General features: G+C 36.7%; 24 protein-coding genes. 20 read left to right on the top strand and 4 right to left on the bottom strand.

Annotated elements, in window-relative coordinates:
• Positions 1–65: 65 nt before the first annotated feature.
• Positions 66–1178 (top strand): DUF2974 domain-containing protein, encoded by a 1113-nt coding sequence (locus tag BC6307_RS00680; protein WP_066416250.1) that lies wholly within the window; start codon positions 66–68, stop codon positions 1176–1178.
• Between the two features lie 208 nt (positions 1179–1386).
• Here BC6307_RS00680 and BC6307_RS00685 read toward each other — a convergent pair whose 3' ends face one another.
• Genes BC6307_RS00685 through BC6307_RS00695 form a run of 3 tightly spaced genes read right to left on the bottom strand, consistent with a single transcriptional unit; the run spans position 1387 to position 2687 of the window.
• A complete protein-coding gene (locus tag BC6307_RS00685; RefSeq protein ID WP_066416252.1) occupies positions 1387–1701 on the bottom strand; it encodes a DMT family transporter in 315 nt (104 codons plus the stop codon).
• A 2-nt stretch (positions 1702–1703) separates the two neighbouring features.
• Entirely contained in the window at positions 1704–2051 is a 348-nt protein-coding gene (locus BC6307_RS00690) for a DMT family transporter (protein ID WP_066416254.1), read from the bottom strand.
• 60 nt (positions 2052–2111) lie between these two features.
• Positions 2112–2687 (bottom strand): TetR/AcrR family transcriptional regulator, encoded by a 576-nt coding sequence (locus tag BC6307_RS00695; protein ID WP_066416256.1) that lies wholly within the window; start codon positions 2685–2687, stop codon positions 2112–2114.
• Positions 2688–3048: 361 nt separating this feature from the next.
• Here BC6307_RS00695 and BC6307_RS00700 point away from each other — a divergent pair, with 361 nt between their 5' ends.
• From BC6307_RS00700 to BC6307_RS00750, 11 genes are all read left to right on the top strand, one after another.
• A complete protein-coding gene (locus BC6307_RS00700) occupies positions 3049–4758 on the top strand; it encodes a transglutaminase-like domain-containing protein (RefSeq protein ID WP_066416257.1) in 1710 nt (569 codons plus the stop codon).
• A 35-nt stretch (positions 4759–4793) separates the two neighbouring features.
• A complete protein-coding gene (locus BC6307_RS24615; RefSeq protein WP_157076650.1) occupies positions 4794–4967 on the top strand; it encodes a hypothetical protein in 174 nt (57 codons plus the stop codon).
• Between the two features lie 45 nt (positions 4968–5012).
• Positions 5013–5399 carry a hypothetical protein gene (locus BC6307_RS00705; RefSeq protein WP_066416260.1) on the top strand — a complete coding sequence of 129 codons (387 nt, stop codon included), beginning with the start codon at positions 5013–5015 and terminating at the stop codon, positions 5397–5399.
• Positions 5400–5668: 269 nt separating this feature from the next.
• On the top strand, positions 5669–6739 hold the full coding sequence (locus BC6307_RS00710; protein ID WP_066416262.1) for a M14 family zinc carboxypeptidase: 1071 nt from the start codon (positions 5669–5671) through the stop codon (positions 6737–6739).
• A 147-nt stretch (positions 6740–6886) separates the two neighbouring features.
• The gene (locus BC6307_RS00715; protein ID WP_066416265.1) at positions 6887–7255 is read left to right on the top strand and encodes a PH domain-containing protein; all 369 of its coding nucleotides are present in this window, start codon (positions 6887–6889) and stop codon (positions 7253–7255) included.
• Positions 7256–7788: 533 nt separating this feature from the next.
• The gene (locus BC6307_RS00725) at positions 7789–8136 is read left to right on the top strand and encodes a hypothetical protein (RefSeq protein ID WP_066416268.1); all 348 of its coding nucleotides are present in this window, start codon (positions 7789–7791) and stop codon (positions 8134–8136) included.
• Positions 8137–8148: 12 nt separating this feature from the next.
• Positions 8149–8886: a class I SAM-dependent methyltransferase gene (locus BC6307_RS00730; protein WP_066416274.1), complete on the top strand. Its 738-nt coding sequence runs from the start codon at positions 8149–8151 to the stop codon at positions 8884–8886.
• On the top strand, positions 8883–9242 hold the full coding sequence (locus BC6307_RS00735; RefSeq protein WP_066416276.1) for a hypothetical protein: 360 nt from the start codon (positions 8883–8885) through the stop codon (positions 9240–9242). The genes BC6307_RS00730 and BC6307_RS00735 overlap by 4 nt, the downstream gene beginning before the upstream one ends.
• Positions 9243–9414: 172 nt before the next feature.
• A complete protein-coding gene (locus tag BC6307_RS00740) occupies positions 9415–9750 on the top strand; it encodes a hypothetical protein (protein WP_066416278.1) in 336 nt (111 codons plus the stop codon).
• A 200-nt stretch (positions 9751–9950) separates the two neighbouring features.
• A complete protein-coding gene (locus BC6307_RS00745) occupies positions 9951–10244 on the top strand; it encodes a PadR family transcriptional regulator (protein ID WP_066416291.1) in 294 nt (97 codons plus the stop codon).
• Complete coding sequence (locus BC6307_RS00750; RefSeq protein WP_066416281.1) at positions 10241–11383, top strand: DUF2812 domain-containing protein; 1143 nt, start codon at positions 10241–10243, stop codon at positions 11381–11383. The genes BC6307_RS00745 and BC6307_RS00750 overlap by 4 nt, the downstream gene beginning before the upstream one ends.
• Before the next feature lie 36 nt (positions 11384–11419).
• Here BC6307_RS00750 and BC6307_RS00755 read toward each other — a convergent pair whose 3' ends face one another.
• Positions 11420–11974: a TetR/AcrR family transcriptional regulator gene (locus BC6307_RS00755; protein WP_084380439.1), complete on the bottom strand. Its 555-nt coding sequence runs from the start codon at positions 11972–11974 to the stop codon at positions 11420–11422.
• 280 nt (positions 11975–12254) lie between these two features.
• Here BC6307_RS00755 and BC6307_RS00760 point away from each other — a divergent pair, with 280 nt between their 5' ends.
• From BC6307_RS00760 to BC6307_RS24970, 8 genes are all read left to right on the top strand, one after another.
• Entirely contained in the window at positions 12255–14198 is a 1944-nt protein-coding gene (locus tag BC6307_RS00760) for an efflux RND transporter permease subunit (RefSeq protein WP_425319483.1), read from the top strand.
• A 2-nt stretch (positions 14199–14200) separates the two neighbouring features.
• The gene (locus tag BC6307_RS00765) at positions 14201–16042 is read left to right on the top strand and encodes a YhgE/Pip domain-containing protein (protein WP_235858126.1); all 1842 of its coding nucleotides are present in this window, start codon (positions 14201–14203) and stop codon (positions 16040–16042) included.
• 78 nt (positions 16043–16120) lie between these two features.
• Positions 16121–16315 (top strand): YwbE family protein, encoded by a 195-nt coding sequence (locus tag BC6307_RS00770; protein ID WP_066416289.1) that lies wholly within the window; start codon positions 16121–16123, stop codon positions 16313–16315.
• Positions 16316–16879: 564 nt separating this feature from the next.
• Complete coding sequence (gene ltrA / locus BC6307_RS00775) at positions 16880–18142, top strand: group II intron reverse transcriptase/maturase (protein WP_066422027.1); 1263 nt, start codon at positions 16880–16882, stop codon at positions 18140–18142.
• Positions 18143–18281: 139 nt separating this feature from the next.
• Positions 18282–20297 (top strand): hypothetical protein, encoded by a 2016-nt coding sequence (locus BC6307_RS00780; RefSeq protein WP_066418842.1) that lies wholly within the window; start codon positions 18282–18284, stop codon positions 20295–20297.
• A gap of 146 nt (positions 20298–20443) precedes the next feature.
• Positions 20444–21445, top strand: a complete 1002-nt coding sequence (gene asnA, locus BC6307_RS00785; protein ID WP_066418844.1) for an aspartate--ammonia ligase — start codon at positions 20444–20446, stop codon at positions 21443–21445.
• Between the two features lie 168 nt (positions 21446–21613).
• Positions 21614–22597: a hypothetical protein gene (locus BC6307_RS00790; RefSeq protein ID WP_066418840.1), complete on the top strand. Its 984-nt coding sequence runs from the start codon at positions 21614–21616 to the stop codon at positions 22595–22597.
• A gap of 553 nt (positions 22598–23150) precedes the next feature.
• Positions 23151–23324, top strand: coding sequence for a hypothetical protein (locus BC6307_RS24970; protein WP_169714863.1), 174 nt, complete (start codon positions 23151–23153; stop codon positions 23322–23324).
• Positions 23325–23413: the final 89 nt, after the last annotated feature.

A 23413-nucleotide genomic window follows, 5' to 3' on the forward strand; every position in this document is an offset into this window, starting at 1 on the left:
AATGAGACATTTTGTCATAATATATTATAAAAGAACGTTAAACGACTAGGAAAGCAGGGGGTTTTATGGGAAACATGCTTGATTACTTAGATTGGCGCGGTGATTTATCTTTTGCCCAATCTCCATTTAATGAGGTAGATAACCTTATACTATCACAGCTGGCCTATGTCAATTTTGAGGGAATAGTCCCTCCTAGAGGAAACGACGAAAGTATTTCGATTAAAGATGCAGCCGAGTTTTATTTTAAAATGTACGAAGAAGAAACAATTATGAACTTTGGGTTCCTCATCCGTATTTCAGTTCCGTTGTTAAAGAAGCTCGGAGAAAGCAATCGTTTTGGAAATGCAAGACTATCACAATATGTAAACATAATTGACCTAGATGAACAAAAACAATTTTCAGCGATACATATTACTCTTAGCGATGAAACCATTTTCGTGGCGTTCAGAGGAACAGATAATACGATTGTAGGCTGGAAAGAAAACTTTAATATGAGCTTTATGATGCCTGTTCCCGCTCAACTAGAAGCTGTACGTTACTTAAATGAGACGGTTAGGGGATATGATACGAAATTAAGAATAGGTGGACATTCAAAAGGTGGAAATTTAGCAATTTTTGCATCGGTTATGTGCCAGTCCCAGATTAAAGCTAACATATTAGAAGTGTACAACAATGATGGACCTGGATTTAACAGAGAAATGACAGAGAGTAAGGAATATAAAGAAGTGTTAAGTCGTATGAAAACAATCGTTCCTGAATCATCTGTTGTAGGTATGCTACTAGAACACGAGGAAGATTATTACGTTGTAAAAAGTAGTAAAACAGGCTTTATGCAGCATGATGCGATGACGTGGGAAGTGCTAGGGAAAGGGTTCGTCCATGTTGGGCATGTCACACAAGAAAGTAAACTATTAGATGTGACGTTAAAAGCATGGGTTAATAGGATGGATAAAGAGCAGCGTGAGCAGTTTGTAGATGCGATTGCTTATGTGTTCCACGCAGCGAACATTGAAAGTTTAGATGACTTGTCCCGATCCAAGTGGAAGAAGGCGAGTGAAATGCTAATTGTCATTAATCATATGGCACCTGAACATAAAGAGGTTTTAACAAAAACATTAAAGCTACTTTTCGATGAGGGACGGAGGGTATATAAAGAAGCAAAAAGTAAAGGAGATTAGCGCTTGTTTTCGTCCAAAAAATATCTTGAATTTTTAGGATACATAGATAATGAAAGTTAAAACGGTACGGGAGGATGAGGAAGTGCATACTTACTCATGAAACGACACGTGTTGGATCCTTATTAATGGCGCGGCGTTGTTTAATAGGAATAAGATTTGAAAGAGGCCGAGCCGAGGTTTCATATCTCGGCTCTTTTCTCCATTACTTTTACGAAACAGCTTTCAATCCCACTACACCTATCACGATGATAATCACACTAATAATTCTTCTAATATCTTTTGATTCACCAAAAAAAGCCATATTTACTAAAACAGATGCGGCTGTACCAATGCCAATCCAGACGGAATAAGCAACACTTAACTGTATATAGTTAAAAGATGCATATAAAAAGATAAAAGAGAAGGCAAACCCAGAAATAAAAAGAATTCCATTGAATACAGATTTCTTTTGACTATATTTTTTCAAGCCAACAACACCAACAACTTCAAGTGTTGCAGCGATAAAAACAAATAACCAACCCATTTTTAAGCGGCTCCTTTCTCACTTTTATTTTCCACTCGGCTATCTGCAAGTTTCAGAGAGATTACACCGATTATTAGGAATGCCATGAATAATCCTTTTAAAAAGTTAAAGCTTCCTCCAAATAGAAATATGTCCATAAGGGCAGTACCGACCGTACCAACTGCGGCAAAAATGGCATAAACCGTCCCAGTTGGTAAAGATTCACATGATTTGGCTAGGAAGTGAAAATCAACTAAAATGACAGCTACAACTATTGTCCAATGCCACCATTGAGTAGCAGTATTAAAGCCATATACCCAAAGTAATTCAAATAAACATGTCAGCATAACGTATATCCAAGCTTTATTCATTTTTTCTCCTCCTTTTATGAATGAATGTCATTCAGTTTTAAGTGAAATACAATCTTTCAGTTAAAAAGATTGTACTCCTAATCCTCTTTGGATAAATAAAAGTAATTCTTTTTTTGTGTTACTAACATTTGGTGATATTTGTTCTTCATATAGATAAACTTGTTCTGCTGAAGATTCAATAAGTCCGACTAACATTTTAGACATGTAATCAGGATTTACAGAAGAGTTTATTTCACCAGATTCGATTGCAGTATTTAAGAAAGAAATCATCCATTCATATACAGGTGTATAGATCATTTCCCACTCTCGGACATGTTGTGTTTGTGCTAAACCAGCATAAATTAATGTAAACGTTTCTCGATATTTATCTGTTAGTGTAAAGAAAACGTCCACGGTCTGCTCTAGCCTGCCAAGGAAATCTTTCTTTGTTACTTGTTCATTAAGTCCATTAATTATTTTTTGTACCATCACTTCAGCAATTGCTGGCATAACCGACAATTTTGAAGGGAAATATAAATAAAAGGTACCTTGACCAATACCAGCCTCTTTTACGATATCGGAAATTTTCGTTTTCTCAATCCCTTTTTCAACGAATACTTTAATAGCTGCATCTATAATTTGATTTCGTTTTTCCATCTGAACAATCACCTTCCACATTTATGACTGAATGTCATTCAGTCATAATCCTACCACAAGGTTATTTTCATTGTCAAACAGCTGCTGATGAAAAAGACCGTCCCCAAGCAGATATGTTCTATTCATCTAGTTTTTTCAACTTTGTATGATTTATAATATATACAGATATATACTCCTCATCGTTATTCACCTTACTAATTTTTATATAAAAAATCCAATGGGTAACTTGAGCTTTCGTTGTCAGACTTTAGATGTGTATCGTGTTTGTTAAAAAGGACTAAATGCTTAGAAACTTATTATTAATTGAGGCGTACATATACATGTAACGTTAGAACGGTGCGAAGGCAATGATAAGGAGGCAATGATGATTAATAAACATTCATTATTAACTATTTTCATAATCTTATTAACTAGTATGCTACTGCTTTCTGCATGTAGTAATTCTAATAGTAGTTCTACGACCGGTAATGGGGAAATTGAATCGCCCGTTGTAGAAGAACCTGAAATCGATCCATATGAAGCACTAGTCATGGAAAAAAACGAAGAAATAGAGCTCACACCATTAGAGCTTACTAGTTATAGTGAGGATGTTGGTGCAACTTTTGCAAATCCTAGTTATCAAAAATTTGCTGTAGACGGGCAAGTAGTCGTGGAAGGGCAAATTGAAAAGCACGCGGAATTGCAAACTGACTTTGTGTGGATTAAAGTTACGACTAACGTAGATGGGCCGACTGGGAAAAACCTTGAATATTATACACCTATTATTAATGGTACTTTTAAACAAGAAATTCACTTTTATAATGGAGAAGGCGAGTACCAAGTAAATGTTCAGCTTCCGAGCATGGATCGAGAGAATTATTACTATTCTACAGCGAAGTTTGATGTTATTAATGTGAACCCAGAAAAGAAGCGAGATGTAACATTTACGCCGTACGGGTATGAAGCAGGATTAGCTTTAGATTTATCGTCTAGTTATGTGGAAGAGAATGGCGTAATTTCCTTAAAAGGGACGGCAAATTTGACTGATGAAGATACTGTTATGATCACGTTGAAAAAGGATTCGGATAATTGGAAACATGTGATACCAGTGAAGAATGGCCAGTTCTCCTATGATGTTCCGTTGTTTTTTGGAGAAGGTTTGCACGAGCTAGAAGTGCTAGTTCCAGATGAAAATCGAAATAATTACTATCGAACAGCCTCCGTCATTTATATTCACAATCTTTCAAATGAGGTCATGATGCCGATTACGTATTATGACATGTATATTAAACGTGGAGTTACGTTGGAATCTCCTTCATATGGGGGAGAAAAGGCAGAGCAAACATATTTTGTTCGGGGAACGATTGATCAGAGTGCTGAATTTGCACAAGAAACGACACATCTTTATATAACGACTGAGTTAGATGGTGAAACAGCATTAGAAGTTATTCCAGTGGAAAATTTCGTTTTTGACGGTGAGTTCCATCTTCGTTTCGGGCCAGGTACGTATAAAGTGACCTTAAGTGTACCGGAAATTAGGGAGAGAAATAGTAACGAGTTTAGATATTTCCACTTTGCTGAGTTCGAGGTAGAATCAGTTGCGGCGGTAGACAACCGAAATCTACTACCATCCCGAGGTGTTCAATCCGACGATCCCATTATTATTGCGCTAGCTAATGAAATTACAGAAGGTGCGAGTTCGGACCGGGAAAAAGCAAAAGCAGTGTATGAATATGTAGCGAAAAATATTTCGTACGATGTCGAGAAACTGAGAACAAACGACTTTCAATGGGACGATAGTGCATTAAAAACGTTGGAGTTAAAGTCAGGGGTTTGCCAAGACTATGCTTATTTAGCAATTGCACTATTAAGAGCAGTAGATATGGAAGCACGATATGTAGAGGGGTTTACGAGAGAACGACATGCATGGGTTGAAGTACTAGTCGATGGTGACTGGCTTACGATGGACCCAACGTGGGGAGCCGGGTATGTTCATAGAAATGAATTTGTCGCAGAGTATAATGAAGCATATTTCGATCCAAATACAGCAGAGTTTGAAAAAACACATAAGCGTAATGGTGTAGCATATTGAAAAAAGGGCGAGAGCGTTGAGTGCTTTCGCCTTTTTTGATGGTGTTTTTTATTGGAAGTGGAGGGGCTGTTCAACATCGGGCCGGTTCTGTTCTGCATCCAGTCAGTTCTGTTCCACTTCGCTCAGTCAGGAAAGGGAAAATGCGGAATATTAAAGGTTCTGTTCGAGAAGTGATTATTTCTGTTCAACATGAAGCCGTTTCTGTTTAACATCTAGCCAGTTCTGTTCCACTTCAAGCAGTCAGGGAGTGGATATTGCAAATCATTGTACGTTCTGTTCGAGAAGTGGTTATTTCTGTTCAACAAGAAGCCGTTTCTGTTCAACATCGGGCCGGTTCTGTTTCAAATACAGTAATCAGGGATTGGATATTGCAAATCATTGTACGTTCTGTTCGAGAAGTGGTTATTTCTGTTCAACAAGAAGCCGTTTCTGTTCAACATCGAGCCAGTTCTAATCCAAATCCAGTAATCAGGGAGTTGATTTTGCAAATTATTAAACATTCTGTTCGAGAAGTAGGTATTTCTGTTCAACATCCAACCAGTTCTGTTTCTTACATCCTAGCTCTAGAAAAAACATATTTTAAAATAGAATATGTCAAACAATCGTTTGTTTTATCAATAAAAAACGTATTAGACCAATAAGGTTTTTCCATCAAAAAGTACGAATTAACTTTTTAAAAAACAATACTACTAAAATATATTAGGAGCTAGGTTCCAAAACCTTATAGTAAATATAGCACCGCTCCAACTAATTCAATTATCATACGTTCGTAATAATAATGGGGATATCGTTACAGTACCCCTCCTTTTATAAATAGTCGCTTGTTCTTATTTACAGACTATTCAAAATTATTTAGTCTAAAATTAGGAATCAAATAATAAAATTATAGTTTAGAGGAGGCACTTTACTTATGAACAAGCTTAGTAAAAAAATGTTAGCGCTATCACTAACAGGCGTCATGACTTTTGGGGGACTAACGACAGTAAGTTTACCAGCAAGTGCAGTTGGAAATGGACCGAACTACAATGGTAATGAGTCTATTCAAACGTCGATTCTTACTACATATGAAGAGCTAGTTGATTTTCTACATGTACAAGAAGCGAAGCAAAGTGCTTTAGAGCTAGAAGTAATTGGTGAAACAGTAAAGGGCCGTGACATTTACATGGCAAAATATATTACAAATGAAGACAATCCAACGATTCTTTTCCTAACTCAACAACATGGGAACGAGCAGCTTACGACAGAAGGTGCGTTGGAATTTATTAAGCATTTAGGAACTGGCAAAACGAGATCTGTATTAGAAAATGTAAATATTCTTGTCATCCCGATGTTAAATGCAGATGGCGCAATGGGTGATGTAAATTTCTCTACAGATAATTACATTGCAGACGGTGACCGTCATTTAACACGCGCGAATGCAAATAATTATGATTTGAACCGTGAGCATGATAAGGCGACGGCAGCTATGCAGCCTGAAGCGCGTGTCCTACATGAAAATGTGTTAGAAGTATACGACATTGATTATTTAATTGATTTACATCATCAAGGTACACAAAGTGAACGTGATGGGAAATACGTATCAGGGTCGATTTTATATCCTACGAACCCTAACGTAGACCCTGCAATCGTGGAGCAATCCAAAAAGTTAGGTGCAGTTGTTTTCCATGAGATCGAGTCCAAAGGATGGGGTCACTTAGGAAAGTATAACGGTGGTTCAGGTGCAAATATTGGCCGTAATGGAATTGCTTTACGTTATGACATTGCGACCCTACTATTTGAAATGCGCGGAATGTCTGATCACACAAATCCATCAGCTGTTTTAGGACAAAAGAGTAACGGTTATTTAATAAAACAAACAGTTAACACACTTGACTCTACTGTAAAAGCAATTGCCGACGGTTCCATCCATACAGTAGATACTAGCTTCTGGGATACTTTACCGTTCCAAACAACTCGACCGGCTGAAGAAGGCGACGAATAAAAGAAAAAGTAAAACCTTATAAAATATTGAAAAACCTGTCCAATTATTGGATAGGTTTTTTAACTTGTAGCAAACTAAAAGAGGACTTTTCACAGAAAAAAATGAATAATAATAAGAGTTGATTTGAATGAAAAAGGGGAGAGTAAAATGGTAGCTACAAAAGGTATTTTAGAATGGACACTCGTTTCAGAATGCCCAATTCCAAACGATGTGCATGATCTATTAGTCGACGGCGAAGAGGCAATTTCTGCTTACAAAACGTTTCGGGATAGCGCAATATTTACAAACAAAAGATTAATTGTTCGAGATGCACAAGGCTTAACTGGGAAAAAGGTGGAGATCTATTCATTGCCGTATTCCTCGATTTACATGTGGTCTACAGAAAATGCAGGTAGTTTTTTAGATGTCAATGCCGAAGTGGAGCTTTGGACGAAAGCTGGTCATATTAAAGTGAACTTGAAAAAGGGAGTAGACGTTCGGAAATTCGATAAGTTAATTGCGAATGCAATTTTATAGGGGGATGGGATACTCACCATCCTTCTCTTTGAATTCTATCTATTAAAATAATTTCCTTTATATAATTAGCCGTTACAAAATCTATCACATTCGCATTATCTATTAGTAGTTAATAGAAAAGGGGGTGTGATAACAAATGCCGTGTGTTCGCCCTGGCTTAACCCAAAACGTTTGTTTAACTATTATTTACAATGTTAGTTCCCAAAAATTAAAAGATTCATTTATCAATTGTGTCAATGTGGGAGAGGTATGTAATTTTGAAGCTAGTTATAATCCAACTAATACGGACCTTACCATTAGAGTACCATTTACACTAGAAGGTGAAGTTACCTTTACAGACAATTTCCAATCATTTTGTGTTACAACAGGAATTGATTTAACAAATACTAATTCCTCTAAGATACCTTTTTTCTAAAAAGTAGATTTCTATAATGTTTTACAGAAAAAACGTTAATTCGAAAGGGTAACGTTTTTTCTCTTTAGGAAGGACTTTACTCTACATGAAGAGAATATAATCAAAGTTTGCATAGGAGGTGGCTTCAATTTTTAAAAATATATCAGTAGTAGGAATCGCTGGAGGTGTGTTATCCATTATTCTATGGATTAATTTTGCTTTTGTAAATCCTTATAATGACCCAACGATGGGACCGATGCTAAATACGTTTTTTATGTTATTGTTACCTGCGTGCTTAGCTATTTTTTCTTCTATTAAATTAAGCCAACTATTAATGTTTATCGCCTTTGTATGGTCTGTACCGATGAGTATTTACTTAATAGCTACTCCGGGAATTTTCTCTCTTTTTGGTTTAACTAGTGCGTTCTATTTAGTTAGTTTTCTATTAATTAGGTTTGGAAGACATTCAACAGCTATTCATCAATAACGAGGTGAAACAATGAAAAAGCAAGTAACAGAAACGTTTAACGAGCTTGCTAGTGTGTATGAACATTCTGTCGATACTACTAGCTTGTATAATAGTGAATACGAAAGACCAGCCATGTTACAACAACTCCCAACAGATTTAACGAATAAAAGTGTACTAGATGCAGGATGTGCAGCGGGTTGGTATACAGAGCAATTGCTACAGAGGGGCGCAAAGATAAAAGCAACAGACATAAGTCCTGAAATGGTCAGCGCCACAAAAAGACGTATTGGCAATCGAGCCGACGTACGTTGTTTAGACTTAGAAGAGAAGTTGCCGTTTGCGGATCATACCTTTGACTACATTGTCAGCTCCTTAACGCTTCACTATATAAAAGATTGGAGTCATACATTTCAAGAGTTTCACAGAATATTAAAGCCTAATGGTATTTTGTTATATTCCGTTCACCACCCGTTTAGTGATATTGAACTGCTGGAAGAACCTAGCTATTTTTCAACAGAATTGATTATCGATCGGTGGAATAAGGTAGGAAAAGTATATGACGTTCCTTTTTACCGAAGGCCGTTACAAGACATAATGAACGTAACTGCTACCTATTTTTCGATAGAGAAAATAATTGAACCTCAGCCTACTGAAGCATTCAAAAGGATGAAAAGAGAAGCATACATAAAATTAATGAAACGTCCGCAGTTTCTCATCATAAAATCTATTAAAAAACAGGGGGATTGGCATAAGGGGGAGAAAAATTGAAAGCAAATTATATAGTTTTTTCATCTGTTATTCTTGGGCTCTCTATTATCGTAAGTGCCTGGATATTAGGAAATGCGTGGAGAGATAGCGCCGAAACCATGCGTTTACAACATGTTACATTAGATCAACTTCAATACGAAAATGAAAACATCGAAACGCCGCAGTTATTGGACTTATCAGGTTTAGCAATGTATTTAGGTATTACAGATGACCAAGCAATTAAGTTAATGCCTAGAGAATCTGGTGGGGAAACTATTAGTCAAATCCCTTACGTGAAAATAAATCATCAGTACTATTTTCCGATAAAAGCGATAGATAACTGGCTGTTAGAAAATGAAATGAGACATTTTGAATAATAGGTTACCGGGTGTATAAGCACTCGGTTTTTTTCTGTTATGAAACTATTAATAGGATCTTGAGGGTGAATGTTCTGTTTACTAATATTTGTTTTTTAGAATTCATTAATGTGAATATTTAATTGGTATTTGTTATGGTTATTTATATATAAAATTTTTAGGGAGAGATTTTTTGAGTAATAATAAGAGGCTTTCCATAAAAGGAATGTTAAGTTTAGAAGACTTTATAAAGTATAATAAGTACCATTTAAACAAAACAGTAACAATTTACTTTATCATTTGTTTTTTCATTTTATTTGCGATTATTCAAGGACCTTTGTCAGGTGATTTGTTTTTTATTATTATTTTTGCTGGTATTCCGTCACTAATCATTTCAAGTTTACTTTTTTTGTTTGCAAAAACAGTTAATAAACAACGGGCCATTAAAGAGTTTAACAGCGATCAACTTATTAAAAAAGAAACAATGTATTCCTTTAGCAGTGAAGGGATAGAACAAAAATATAGCTAAAAGATTAGGAAGAGTATAAATCCTGATCTTTTTTCTTTTTTATATATTAAGGTTATACGCTTCCATTCTGAAAAAATATTCCTTGTTCATTATGTCGCGTCGTGATATAGTCGAGTTACGACATATCTAACCGTGATACAAATTAGATTTGAGGTGAGTAGCCGTTGAATATAGAAAAAATAGTTAAAAAATACATCCCAATGACGGAAACGGCATTTTACATATTGTTGTCGTTAACAAAACCACGTCATGGTTACGGCATTATTAAACACGTAGAGGAAATTTCAAACGGTCGAATTCGATTAGGATCAGGAACGATTTACGGGACATTAACGAAAATGCAGGCAGACGGGGTGATCACAGTTTTTTCAGATGGGGAAAGAAAAACAGTGTACGAAATTACCGACCATGGTAAACAGTTAATCCTTCATGAAATTACAAGAGTAAAAGAGCTTCATCACAATGCAATAAAATATGAGGGGGACTTTTTATGAGTGCATTTTTTAGACCGATGTGGAGCTTCGATGTTCAAAAAACGGAGAAATGGCTTTCGCGTCAAGCCGAAAAAGGTTATCACTTTCACCACCTCCATCGATTTACGCGAAGTTTTTCTTTCCAAAAAGGGGAGCCTAAATCATTAACATATCGGATAGGCTACGACAAATTTCAAACATCTAGTTTATCACGATCATTAGTGGACGATGGCTGGGAAAAGATTTCGCAAAGTGGAAAATGGTACGTTTTAGTGAATGAACGAAATCAGTCCGACATAAAAACTACGACAAGTAGAGAAGCAATTATGAAACGAAATAACTATTGGATGTACTTTTTCAGTGCAATCCTTTTATACTTAGCGTGCATGGCACTACTTAACATTACGATATTTGCTAGTGCATTCTTTTCTAATGTGCCAGTTGAAAGAGTGGAAAGTCCGTATTGGATTATTACGTATATCGGTTTTGGAGTTGGCATCGTTTTTCTCATTTTTTTAATCTATTCCGTATTAAAAATTAGAAAATCAAACAAAGAGTTGTCGATAGAAAATCAACTTGTATGGAAATCTGATGTACAGCCAGTAAAGGAAGAAATGAAGCGAAGAAAGTTCGGTTGGATGTATTCGCCGGACAAACTAGAAAATTGGTTAGAAAAAATGGAGAGTGAAGGTTACCAACTATATCGTGTGAACAAGTTAGGGACGACGTTTTACTTTTTGAAAGGTGAACCGAGACTTGTAAAATATTGTGCAGATTATCAAAGTCTTTCCCGTAATAGTTATTTTGAGGTTCATAGACAGGCTGGTTGGCAGGCGGTATTCCGTTCAACAGGGGCTCTACAAAAATGGACGATTTGGAGTAAGGAATATAATCCAGGGGAAGAACAACCGCAAATGTATAGCGATAAAACCCACCAATTAAAGCATGCTAAGCGGGTTGCATCCTCTTATACAATGTTATTTTTACCGTTGACCTTAATGTATCTGTTTATTTTCTCAATAAATATAGGCTATATGTTTACGACAGACTCATGGTCCTTAACCGAATTTAATTCTTTCATGTTTTTACTATTAATCTTCGTATTCGGTTCTTTTATCGGACGGTCGTGGATGTATTATTATCGATTAAAAAGAGCGTAATTAAAGTGGGTCAGAGAATAAACTCTGACCCGTCCTCTAAAAAGAAGCCAATCCTTTATTTGTCAGCCTAATGACAATCTCCGCCATTTCCTTCGGTGATTTGTTCATATCGTTTTCAAGCCAACTTTTAATAACGTGAATGCTGCCACTAACAACGAACATACTAATATACTCCGATATTTCTTTATCAATGTTGTTGTTATTCATCCAGCTTTGTACGGTGAATTGGTGTGCGATCATCATTACTCTTTTTTGAAACGATTGGTCACCATGCTCACTAAGTAAAGTTTGACATATATCGCGGTTTTCGGCGACATATTCTAACAGCTTTTCTGTCATTTGTAGTGCTTCTACTTCCTCCGTAGTGTAATTGTATTGACTGAGCGTTTTGTTCATATCTTCAATAATTTCCTCTTCTATTTTAAAAAGAAGGTCATAATGGTCCGAGTAATGGGAATAAAATGTGGAGCGATTAATATCGGCAAGTGCGCATATTTCTTTTACAGTAATGGCCGACATTGGCTTTTCTTTTAATAATTGTATTAGGCTATCCTTTAATACCATTCTTGTATATTTTTTCCGTCTATCCATTTTAGTCATACTTCCACCTATTTCTTACAATTTTACACTTACTCAACATGAGAGCGATTTAGTGTTGGAAAATGTACGTAACTAATTAAACTGTTTGTTGAATACCCAACACCGTGTCTTTATAATAGTAAAGTGACATTGAAGATTTTGCAAGAGAGGGTGGGCTATTATTAATATAGCAGCACGAATTATTCAACATAAAAAATTAGTCGTTATTGTATTTGCGATTGTTACAGTTATATCCACCGCCGCTCAATTTTTTGTGTCGGTAAATTATAATATGGTAGATTACTTGCCTGAAGATGCGCAGTCCACTCAAGCGTTAACTATCATGGAGGATGAATTTACAGCTTCTGTTCCTAATACACGGGTGATGATTCATGACGTGACCGTTCAAGAAGCGCTCCTATTCAAAGAGCAACTTTCGAAAATTGAAGGTGTAACGGATGTTATATGGTTAGATGACGTGATGGATTTAAAAATGCCGTTAGAAATGGCAGACCAGGAGACGGTAGAATCCTATTTTAAAGATGGGAAGGCGTTGTTTTCGATAAGTGTAGATAATGGCGCAGAAGTGGAAGCGACTGACGCTATTTATGAAATGATTGGTGAAAATGATGCGATTGCTGGAGAAGCGGTAGATACAGCAACTTCACAAAAGATGGCTGGAACAGAATCGATGTATGCAGCTGCATTATTAGTGCCGATCATTATTTTAATTCTCGTCTTATCTACAACTTCATGGATTGAGCCAGTCTTTTTCCTAACAGCAATTGGAGTTTCGGTGTTAATTAATTTAGGCACGAACATATTTATTGGCGAAATTTCGTTCGTAACTCAATCAGTTGCCCCAATTTTACAGCTCGCTGTTTCCTTAGATTACGCTATATTTCTTCTTCATAGTTTTGCAGATTATCGGAAGAAAACAAATAACCCTGAAGAAGCGATGCAGCTTGCGATGAAAAAATCTTTTCCAGCGATAACTGCAAGTGCGGCAACAACTTTCTTTGGATTTACGGCACTTATGTTAATGCAGTTTGAAATTGGATCTGACCTAGGTTTGAACTTAGTGAAAGGAATATTACTAAGCTTTATTAGTGTAATGGTATTTTTACCAGCATTAACATTAATGTTCTATAAATGGATGGATAAAACAAAGCATAAAAGCTTCGTTCCAAGCTTCAAAGGCACTGGAGAAAAGGTGTTGAAATTAAAAATGCCGAGTTTGATTCTCGTGTTTGCGATACTAGTACCAGCGTTCTTAGCTCAAAGTAATACACAATTTACGTACGGCCTTGGCGACCAGCCGGAAACGACAAGAGCAGGTAGTGATTTCAAACTAATTGAAGAGACATTCGGAGAATCTACTCCACTTGTCCTATTAGTTCCGAAGGGTGATCTCGTCAAAGAGGCACAATTAGTGGAGGAACTGGAGAATGTTGACCACGTCACGAGTGTTATTTCCTATGTAAATGCAATCGGTTCGGTTATACCACCAGAATATTTAGATGAAACCATCACAAAAGATTTTTTCTCTGAAAATTACAGTCGGATTATTTTATACACAAGCGTTGGAAAAGAAGGAGATGTACCTTTTTCCATTGTGGAAACTGTACAGGAAGAGGCAGCATATTATTATGATAATGAGGCACTACTCCTAGGAGAAAGCGTAACATTGTACGATATTAAAAACACGGTTGCAAGAGACAATGTAGTCGTTAACACGCTTACTGTCGTTACGATTGCTATCGTGTTACTAGTAACTTTTAAATCTATTAGTATACCACTAGTATTATTAATTACGATTCAGTCTGCGGTTTGGATTAATTTATCTGTACCGTACTTTACAAATACACCACTCGTATTCGTAGGCTACTTAATTATTAGTACCGTGCAGCTTGCGGCAACCGTTGATTATGCAATTTTACTTTCTGAAGCGTATAACGAGCATCGCAAGGAAATGCCAGCACTGCAAGCAATTAAGAAAACATTGGATGAGAAAATATTCTCGATTTCCATTTCCGCTTCGATCCTTTCAAGCGTTGGGTTTATTTTATGGATTACATCGTCCAACCCGATTGTCTCTTCTATAGGACTATTGTTAGGAAGAGGGGCATTACTCGCCTTCATCATGGTAGTATGTTTCTTACCAGCTATGCTATTAGTTTTTGATAAAGTGATAAATAAGACAACGTTAAAAGCAAACTTTTATGAGGAGAAATGATGATGAGACGTAAACGATTGTTATTCAGTATATTGGTAATCATGTTGTTCTTGCCTTCATTTCTAGTAGAAGCGGCTTCTGAAAGTCGTTCGACAAAAAGTGTTAAAGCAGAAAATGAAAACGGAGCAGTCGCTTCCAAAGATGAAGTAATTTACGCAACGTTAAACGCGAATGGTAAATTAAACGAAATATATGTAGTAAATATTTTAGAAGTGTTGAGACCAGGAACGATAACAGATTACGGCAACTACAATAGTATAAAAAACTTAACAGATTTATCCGAGATCATCCAAGAAGACGATGCAATTGTTCTTGAAGCGCCAAAGGGGAAGTTCTATTATCAAGGGAATATGGATAATACAAATGAACTTCCTTGGGATGTTACTATTTCTTACTTCCTAGATGGAGAAGAAAAGCAACCATCTGAACTCCTTGGTACGGAGGGGCGAATAAAAATCGATATTTCTACAACGGCGAATGACGGAGTAGACCTTGCTTTTTATGAGAATTATATTTTACAAATCTCGCTCGTTCTATCTCCGGACATTTTTAGTGATATACAAGCCCCTGACGGAATGATTGCAAACGCAGGAAAGAATAAACAAGTTACGTTTACTGGACTACCGGAACAAGAAGGCAATTTTGTGGTGGAAGCTGATGTAGTAGATTTTGAAATGGAAAGTATTGAAATATCGGCTGTTCCATATTCAATGGCTTTCGATGTAGAAGTAGATGGGTTAACAGATGATATTCAAACACTTTCCGAAGCAATTGAGGACATTCATAACGGTGTATCGAGTTTACATTCCGGTGTTTCCGATTTAAATAAAGGTGTGAAGTCTTTACGCGATGGCTCTGCTCAATATCAAAATGGCGTAAACGAAATTAGTGGAGCATCTTCACAGCTCGTTAATGGCTCTGCTGAAATTAATAAAACGTTAGCGGACATTAGTAGCTCGATCAGTAATGGTTTAGGAGAGATAGATTTAGGTGATTGGGACGTAAGCGATTTAGAAGACGTGCCAGGCTCCTTAAAGCAAGTTGCACAATCACTAAACGGCATTGCGGATGTATTAGATAGCTTAGCTAAAAATTATTCAGCTGCCCTTACCGAATTAGATGGTGTGATGAATAGCATTCCAACCTATTCGATATCGGAAGAAGACATTCAAAGCTTATATGAAAGTGGCGCAAATAAAGAAGTAGTAGACCGATTAGTAGAGACGTATAGGGCTAGTTTAGCCGCTGTGGAAAACTACCGTACTGTTAGAGAGAGGTTTAATGAAAATGAAGCAACACTTAAAGAACTTCGTAACAATTTACGGGAGTGGAGTAACGGTTTAACGGCATTATCTAGTGAACTAGAAAAGGCGCTCGAAAATATGGATGCTGTTGATTATATTACGCAATTAGAACAAGGAATGGCTACGTTCGCAGCGAGCTATGAGGAGTTCCATAAAGGTTTAGTAAGCTACACAAATGGGGTTTCCCAACTAGCAAGCTCTTACAAACAAATACATTCGGGAATTGTCGGTGTTGCAAATGGTACTGGAGAGCTTGAAGAAGGTGTAGGTGAACTAAAAGACGGAACAAGAAAATTGTTTGAAGCGACCAACGATATGCCAGAGCAAATGCGAGAAGAAATTGATAAAATGTTGGCAGACTTTGATAAATCAGACTTTGAGGCCGTTTCATTCGTTTCAGCCGATAACACGAATATCAACACCGTTCAATTTGTCATTAAAACTGAAAAAATAAAGAAAGAAGAGAAAGAAACGGTTGCGGTTGTAGAGGAAGAGAAGAAAGGATTTTGGACTCGACTACTCGACCTGTTTCGCAAATAATCGTTAAGAAGTTTATAATGAGTTCAGTGTTACATGCTGAACTCTTTTTTTGCACTTTTCATGAAAGTAGGGAAATGAATGTCAGGAACGATTCGAAGTAATATCCAAATAGGCACCCGTGTTAAAGTTGTACAAAAACATCACCAACGTACAGGAGAGTTAACGGAAGGTATTGTGAGCAAACTTTTAACGAAATCACCATCGCACCCACACGGTATAAAAGTAATGCTAGAGGGTGGAATTGTTGGTAGAGTGAAAGAAATAGTAAAGTAGGACGAGCATAGGGGGAAAGTATACCCTATGCTTTTTTTAGTGTGCCAGGCATGTTCATCAACTCGACGGTGAAAGTCCGTTATGGGCGTTGGGATATGCGAACCATTAGTCGAAGGCAAGGGTGTCCGTGGCGACGCGGAATCTGAAGGAAGCCCTAGGCAAACCCTCGGTCTGAGGTACACGAACCACATTCGAGGTTCTCTGTTCTAGGATGAGTTTGCTAAACAAAACAAAGTCCGAAATATCCCCAGATAGAACAGGAATAAATGTGGCAGATATATGAGGGGAAAGTGGATGAACTTACCCTGGGAGATCTCTTAGTACCTCGCTAGAGAACCTACTTAGCGATAAGTAGCTGAACTAAGAGAAGTCAGCAGAAGTCATAGTACCAACCGAATGGTTGGGAAGGACGGAACGAAAGGAGCGACTATGTTAGAGCCATTTACAAGATAACAATGACATAGCCAACATAAAGACTATGAAAAGAGCAGAATGCTCGGAAAGCAGAAGCATCTTTTGTAGTGTGGAGTTACTCTTGTACAACCTTGATGACATAGGAACAATATGAAATTTACTAAAACACTGATAGAGATGATATTAGAAAAGGATAATCTAAACCAAGCCTTCGAAAAGGTCAGAAGAAATAAAGGAGCAGCAGGAGTCGATGCGAAAGATATTGAAGCTACTCGCCTTCACTTAAAGGAAAATGGTGCAGAAATTATCCTACTTATTAAACAAGGTAAGTACAAACCTCAGCCAGTAAGAAGAGTTCAAATACCTAAATCAAACGGTGGGCTTCGAAACCTAGGAATTCCAACTGTGACTGATAGAGTCATCCAACAGGCGATGGTCCAAATACTAACTCCGATATTTGAACCTCAGTTTAGCCAATATAGTTATGGTTTTAGGCCAAATAAAAGTGCGCACCAGGCTATAGAACAAGCAAGGCAATATATAGAGGAAGGATACAACTTCGTTGTAGATATTGATTTAGAGAAATTCTTTGACCGAGTACAACATGATAAGTTGATGTCCCTAGTCACCAAGTCAATTTCAGATAAACCTACTCTTAAGTTAATAAGAAGATACCTACAAGCTGGAATTATGGAGAATGGTGTAGTAACGGTAAATAGAGAAGGTACACCACAAGGTGGACCACTCAGCCCATTACTTAGCAACATCATCTTAAATGAGCTTGATAAGGAGTTAGAAAAGAGAGGCCATAGGTTTGTCAGATATGCAGATGATAGTAATATCTACGTGAAAAGCCTAAAGGCTGGAGAACGAGTGAAGACAGGAATCACAGAATTCATAGAAAAGAAACTAAAACTAAAGGTGAACGCTGAGAAGAGTGCCGTGGGAAAGCCGAATGCACGTATGTTCTTAGGAGTGAGCTTCTACAAGATTGGAAGGAAGACTAGAGTATACGTGCCAAAGAAAACAAAGAGTCGTTTCGAAGAAAAGCTCAAGAAATTAACTAACCGTAATTGGGGAGTAAGTATGAAGTATAGAATTCTGAAATTGAACCAACTCATTCAAGGATGGGGTAATTACTTTAAAGTTGGAGATTTGAAGAGATATGCATCAGACCTTGATGCACATATACGTCGAAGACTAAGAGCTTGCCGATGGAAGGAATGGAAGAAGGTACGTACTAAGTACAGAAACCTAATGAAATTAGGTATATCAAAAGAAAAAGCATTGAAGAACGCTAACACCAGGAAAGGATATTGGAGAATGTCTAACTCACCAATCCTGGATAGAGCATTGAATAATGATTACTGGCGTAATCAGGGTTTGAAGTCTCTTTCAAAAGTAATTTTATAAACTTTCGAACCGCCGTATACCGGACGGTACGTACGGTGGTGTGAGAGGTCGGCGCCGCGAGGCGCCTCCTACTCGATTGGAAGAATTAGGTTAATAATTATGTTATAATTCTGAAAAAGAGGATGTAAGGAGTTCATTTATGACGACAGGAATTAATGAGTTAGAAAATGTAATCCAACAATATGAAGAGAGTTTGTTTTTTGTTGCCTCTTTATTGAAAAAGGATAGGGAAGAAGCCGAAAAGTTAGTTATAGATACTTTTCTATATATGGAAAACGAGCTTACGAGCTTTCCGAAGAAAGATGCGTCCTTTGATTATTGGTTTGTCAGTAATGCTGTAGCATACATGTTTAGAGAAGGTTCCTTTTCTTTTAGAAACCATCCTAACTTAAAAGATGAATTAATAAACTCAACCTTTAAAGCACTCGGACCATTTTCCCAGCAAACTGTTATTTTACATTATATTTTCTCTATTCCAATCGCATCTATTAGTAGTCTACTAAATAGTTCAATAGAAGATATACAGAATCGGATTATTTCGTTCCAGTTAGAGTTAATAGGAGAATTACGTTCGTCCGAAGGGATGGGGAGTGATTGCATACAAATAGAACAGCTAGTCCGTTACTCACAAGAAATGCTACCTGAAGAAACGGCTACTTCAGCTCGAGATCATTTGGAGTTTTGTCCTTCTTGCCGTACTAAGTTAGCGTTAACAACAGACGTTTTACAGAAAGTACAATTATATTTTCAACCAGTACCGTTAGAAACATCCATACTAACTCCCTTATTACATAAACAACAACCACCTACTAAAAAGAAATCTTTCCTTTACCAAATTATTGCCGCTGCAAGTATCGTAGCCATTTTCGGTATTACGATATGGAACATGCCAAAAATAGAGCATTGGACAGAACTCGCCAACAATTACATGAAATATGGGGAATTTTATAACGTTTGGCCAGAAGGTACTTATGTTACAGAAGTGAGCAATATTGCATTTGAGGTAACAAATGTTGAAGTGACACCAATTATGATGCGTGTTGATTTTCAAGTTGAAAGTGAAAGGGATTTTATGTATCCAAATGAACATCCGCTCTCTGAGCAAATAGGAAAGCCGTTATTCGATATAAGATCATATGCTGGACATAATACCTTTACTATAAAAACAGAGGATAAGATTATACCCATTCGCAACATTACAATTTTTAATAAAAATTTTGATGGTACAGAAGGCTCTTTCTTTTTAGATTTAAAAGAAATGGATGGTGACATTCCTGATGTTTTTGATCTATTCTTCTTTACTACGCGAATTGGAAATTACTTTGGACCATGGGAGTTAGAAGTACCAATCAATTATAAGGAAGGTGTGAAAAAAGTAGATACAGTTGCCTTAGAAAAATCAGTAACGGTCAAGGACAATATCCTTATTTCCTTGGATGAATGGGTGACTGGTTCGGTAGGAAGTAGCTTGCGATATAAAATGGATGTATCGGAAGATGTAATAGAAACAGATGTCCGAGTAAACTATAACTTAGAAAATGAGCTCGGTGAAAAAGTTATACCACATCCAATTTCTTTTGCTTATTCATCCCCTCGTCATTTCGGTAGAGGGTCAGGTAATGATAATCATGAACTAGAATGGTACGGTTTTAACCAAGGTTCAAATGAGCAACTTTTCCTTCCATACTTATTAACATCTAACGAAGAGAAGCAAGTAAAGCCTCTTGATGACAAGGAGCGCTTGTATTTAAGTTTGTATGAAGTTCAATATTTTGAAGAAATAGATGTCGTTATTCCTATCCCGCTTTCCGAAATAGAAAACGAATCGATACAATATAGTTTTGATGGAACACATTTTGAGATTGTGCTAGTGAGGAAGGTAGAAGGAGAACTGGCAAACATTTATGATGTGAATATTTTTGGGAAAGAAGATGACAATTTAAGTATACGTAATTATTATTGGTTTTTTGATAATGAATTTGGTTTTACTGTTTTTCCATACCCTGATTATCATAGGGGTTCAAATGATCCAGATGCCTACGGACAATTTCAAATCACTGTATTTGAGGACAATGTGGAAACGGTATATATAAAGGCTAGTGGAGCGAATACTACTATTCAATTAGAAGAACCAATTAAAATTCCATTATATTAATTAGGCCTTGGAGCTAACTCCTTGGCTTTTTTTTATTTAATTCAAAGCTATCCACTGCCCAAATTTAGAACGATTTAGGTGCTTTAACCATAAATTACATTATCCATTTTCAAAAAACTGACGAGGTGAATAGTGTGTCCAAAACGATGATTATCCCTTCCGCGTACAAATCTAAACTAAATTTAATGGAAACCGAAATTGCAATAAAACGTGTGAAGGACTATTTTGAAAAGAAGTTAGCAGAGGAATTACAGTTAGTTCGTGTGTCCGCCCCTTTGTTTTTAAAAGAAGGAACGGGGCTGAATGATAATTTAAACGGTGTGGAGCGGGTTGTTTCTTTTCAAGCGTTAGATGTAAACACAGGAAAGATAGAAATTGTTCAATCTCTCGCTAAATGGAAAAGAACTGCCTTAAAAAAATATGGCTTTATTGTAGGGACGGGACTTTATACAGATATGAACGCCATCCGGCGGGATGAAGAACTCGACAACCTTCATTCCATGTATGTCGACCAGTGGGACTGGGAAAAAGTAATAGCCAAACATCAACGTACTCCAGAAACATTAAAAGGGGAAGTACGAAACATATATAATGCCTTAGTGGCAACGGAGCAACATATTCAAGAATTATATCCAACACTTCAACCGGTATTACCGAAAGAGATCCATTTTATTACATCTCAAGAATTAGAATTAATGTACCCATCACTCACACCGAAGGAAAGAGAAGATGCAATTGCGAAAGTATACGGGGCCGTATTTATTATGGGGATAGGTGGAAAATTGCGTTCAGGAGAAAAGCATGACGGTCGTTCTCCAGATTACGATGACTGGAAGTTAAACGGTGATATTATTGTTTGGTATCCCACGCTAGAACGAGCAGTCGAACTTTCGTCAATGGGTATCCGCGTCGACGATAAAGCTTTAGTACGACAAATCAAGGAATCTAACTGTGAGGACCGATTAGGATTAGAATACCATCAAGCCGTTTTAAACCGAGAACTTCCTTACACAATAGGGGGAGGAATTGGCCAATCAAGACTGTGCATGATCTTGTTACAAAAAGCGCATATCGGAGAAGTGCAAGTTTCAGTATGGAATGACGAAATAATAAAAGAATGTGAAGAGGGAAATATTTTTCTTTTATAAGGGGAATGCCTGGTGCTTTAAATGTACTAGGCATTTTTTGTATGTAACTGATGTTAATGGTTGTCGCTTTTAGGACTTTAGTCTAATATAATAGTAAAATATATGGTGGTAACTGGCGAATAATGTCGGAAAAGCAAGAAAAAAGATAGAAACAGAAAGAGGGATGATATGGGTATTGAGTTGCTAGCTGTTGTTGTATTTGGACTTATAACGGCTTATATAGCTATTAAAAAAAATCGACATCCACTAATTTGGTTTATTATTGGTGGAATAACAACAATTGTAGGATTAGCTATTATTATTTTAATAAAATCAAAAGAAGCAACGTTAGAAGAATCATCAGGAAAAGAAAAGTCAATCGATCAATTTTCTAGTTTTACTAGAAAACTAGTTATCGTTGTTGGAATTACCGGCCTGTTTGTACTTATAGGAACACTTTTCGTAATTGGATACATAGAATATCAATCTAAATATGCCGCTCAAGAACATTTGCAAGCTATTGTAATTAAAGAAGCATTAATGCATAGAACGGAAGGAAAGGATGCTAGTATAAGAGATGTGACCGTTATTGCACAAATGTACCATTCGGGCAGTCGTAGTGTAGGCGCGTATTTTGTTCAAATATACGAAGAGCGCTTGTTTAAAACGCAGGTAACATTTGGTGTCTTTGGTTTTGTCCTTTCGTTATTATTACTCGTAAGAAGACGTGCTACTGCAATCGCGAAGGAAAGTTATAAGAAGTTTTCTAATAGTGCTATTTATGATTTTCTTTTAAAATGGAAGAAACAAATAATAATTGCATTTGCTATCTTTTTAGTGTCAGGATATGTCTTCGGTACAATCGGTTATTATTATAAGCAATTTTCGATAAATAACGATCCTCAAATATATTATTATAACGTTTTTGAAAAACGAAACGGTGAACCACTTACTTCCGAAATGGAGTATAACGTTTCTGCCTTTTTAGCTGGTCAAGATTATGTTGAAAAGGGCGTAACGATGAAAGAAGCAGAAACAACAAAAGGGAAATTTAAAATTTTCGGTTACATTGTTGGCCTTTTTCTCGTAATATACATAAATAAACCTTTGTGGAACCGGATTGTAAATAAAGTTGCTAGTACAAGACAAATACATACGGCAGAGAAGATATAATATAGCGGTAAGAAGGAATGGAGAATTAATCCATTCTTTCTTTTTTAAAAAGGTCTAAGAAGTTTGTTAATATAGCAATTTTCAATCAAACGTTTGATTGAGCTATAGGAAAAAATGTGAGGCGTCAACATTTTTAGCATCTCCCTTATTATTAACTTTTTTAAAAGCTATATTAGAAATGTTAATTAGGAAAATTTGTCCTTTTTAGTTTGTTTTAATGTTAAGTCGAGGACGAACTTGATGAAGTAATATTTGCTACATCAACTTTAGTGGGGAGTATAGTATACAGAGAGACATTGTAGCAGCGTCAAAATTTTTCGGCTGCGTCAAAAAAATCGCCAAGTGTGTCAATAAATTTTCCAGCAGCGTCAAAAAACCGGCCAAGTGCGTCAATAATTTCTCCAACTGCATCAATCAACCCCGCCACTGTATCTAAAACCCCTATAAAATAGCAGCGGCACAACCCGCACCGCTATTCATTCCAATCGAAAATAATATTTCTCCACTTTTCTGCAAAAACTATATTGAATTTCCCAGAAAGGAGGCGTACATAATGCCAAATGCGCAAGACTATGTGAATCAAAGTATGTCAAGTGTTCAAAATACGGTAGGAACATTACAACAGGCTCTTAACTCTGCCGAAAAACCAGAGAACAAAAACAAGATTCAACAAGCAATTGATGCTCTTCATTCCGTACAGCAAGATTTATCTAATTACCAAGACTAATGGTTGCGACCCATTTATAAGCTTACCCCGTTAGACGATGAAAAAAGTCTGCCCTAAAAAATAAGAGCAGACTTTTTATTATGGAGTGA

This window comes from Sutcliffiella cohnii, assembly GCF_002250055.1.
Lineage (GTDB): Bacteria > Bacillota > Bacilli > Bacillales > Bacillaceae_I > Sutcliffiella > Sutcliffiella cohnii.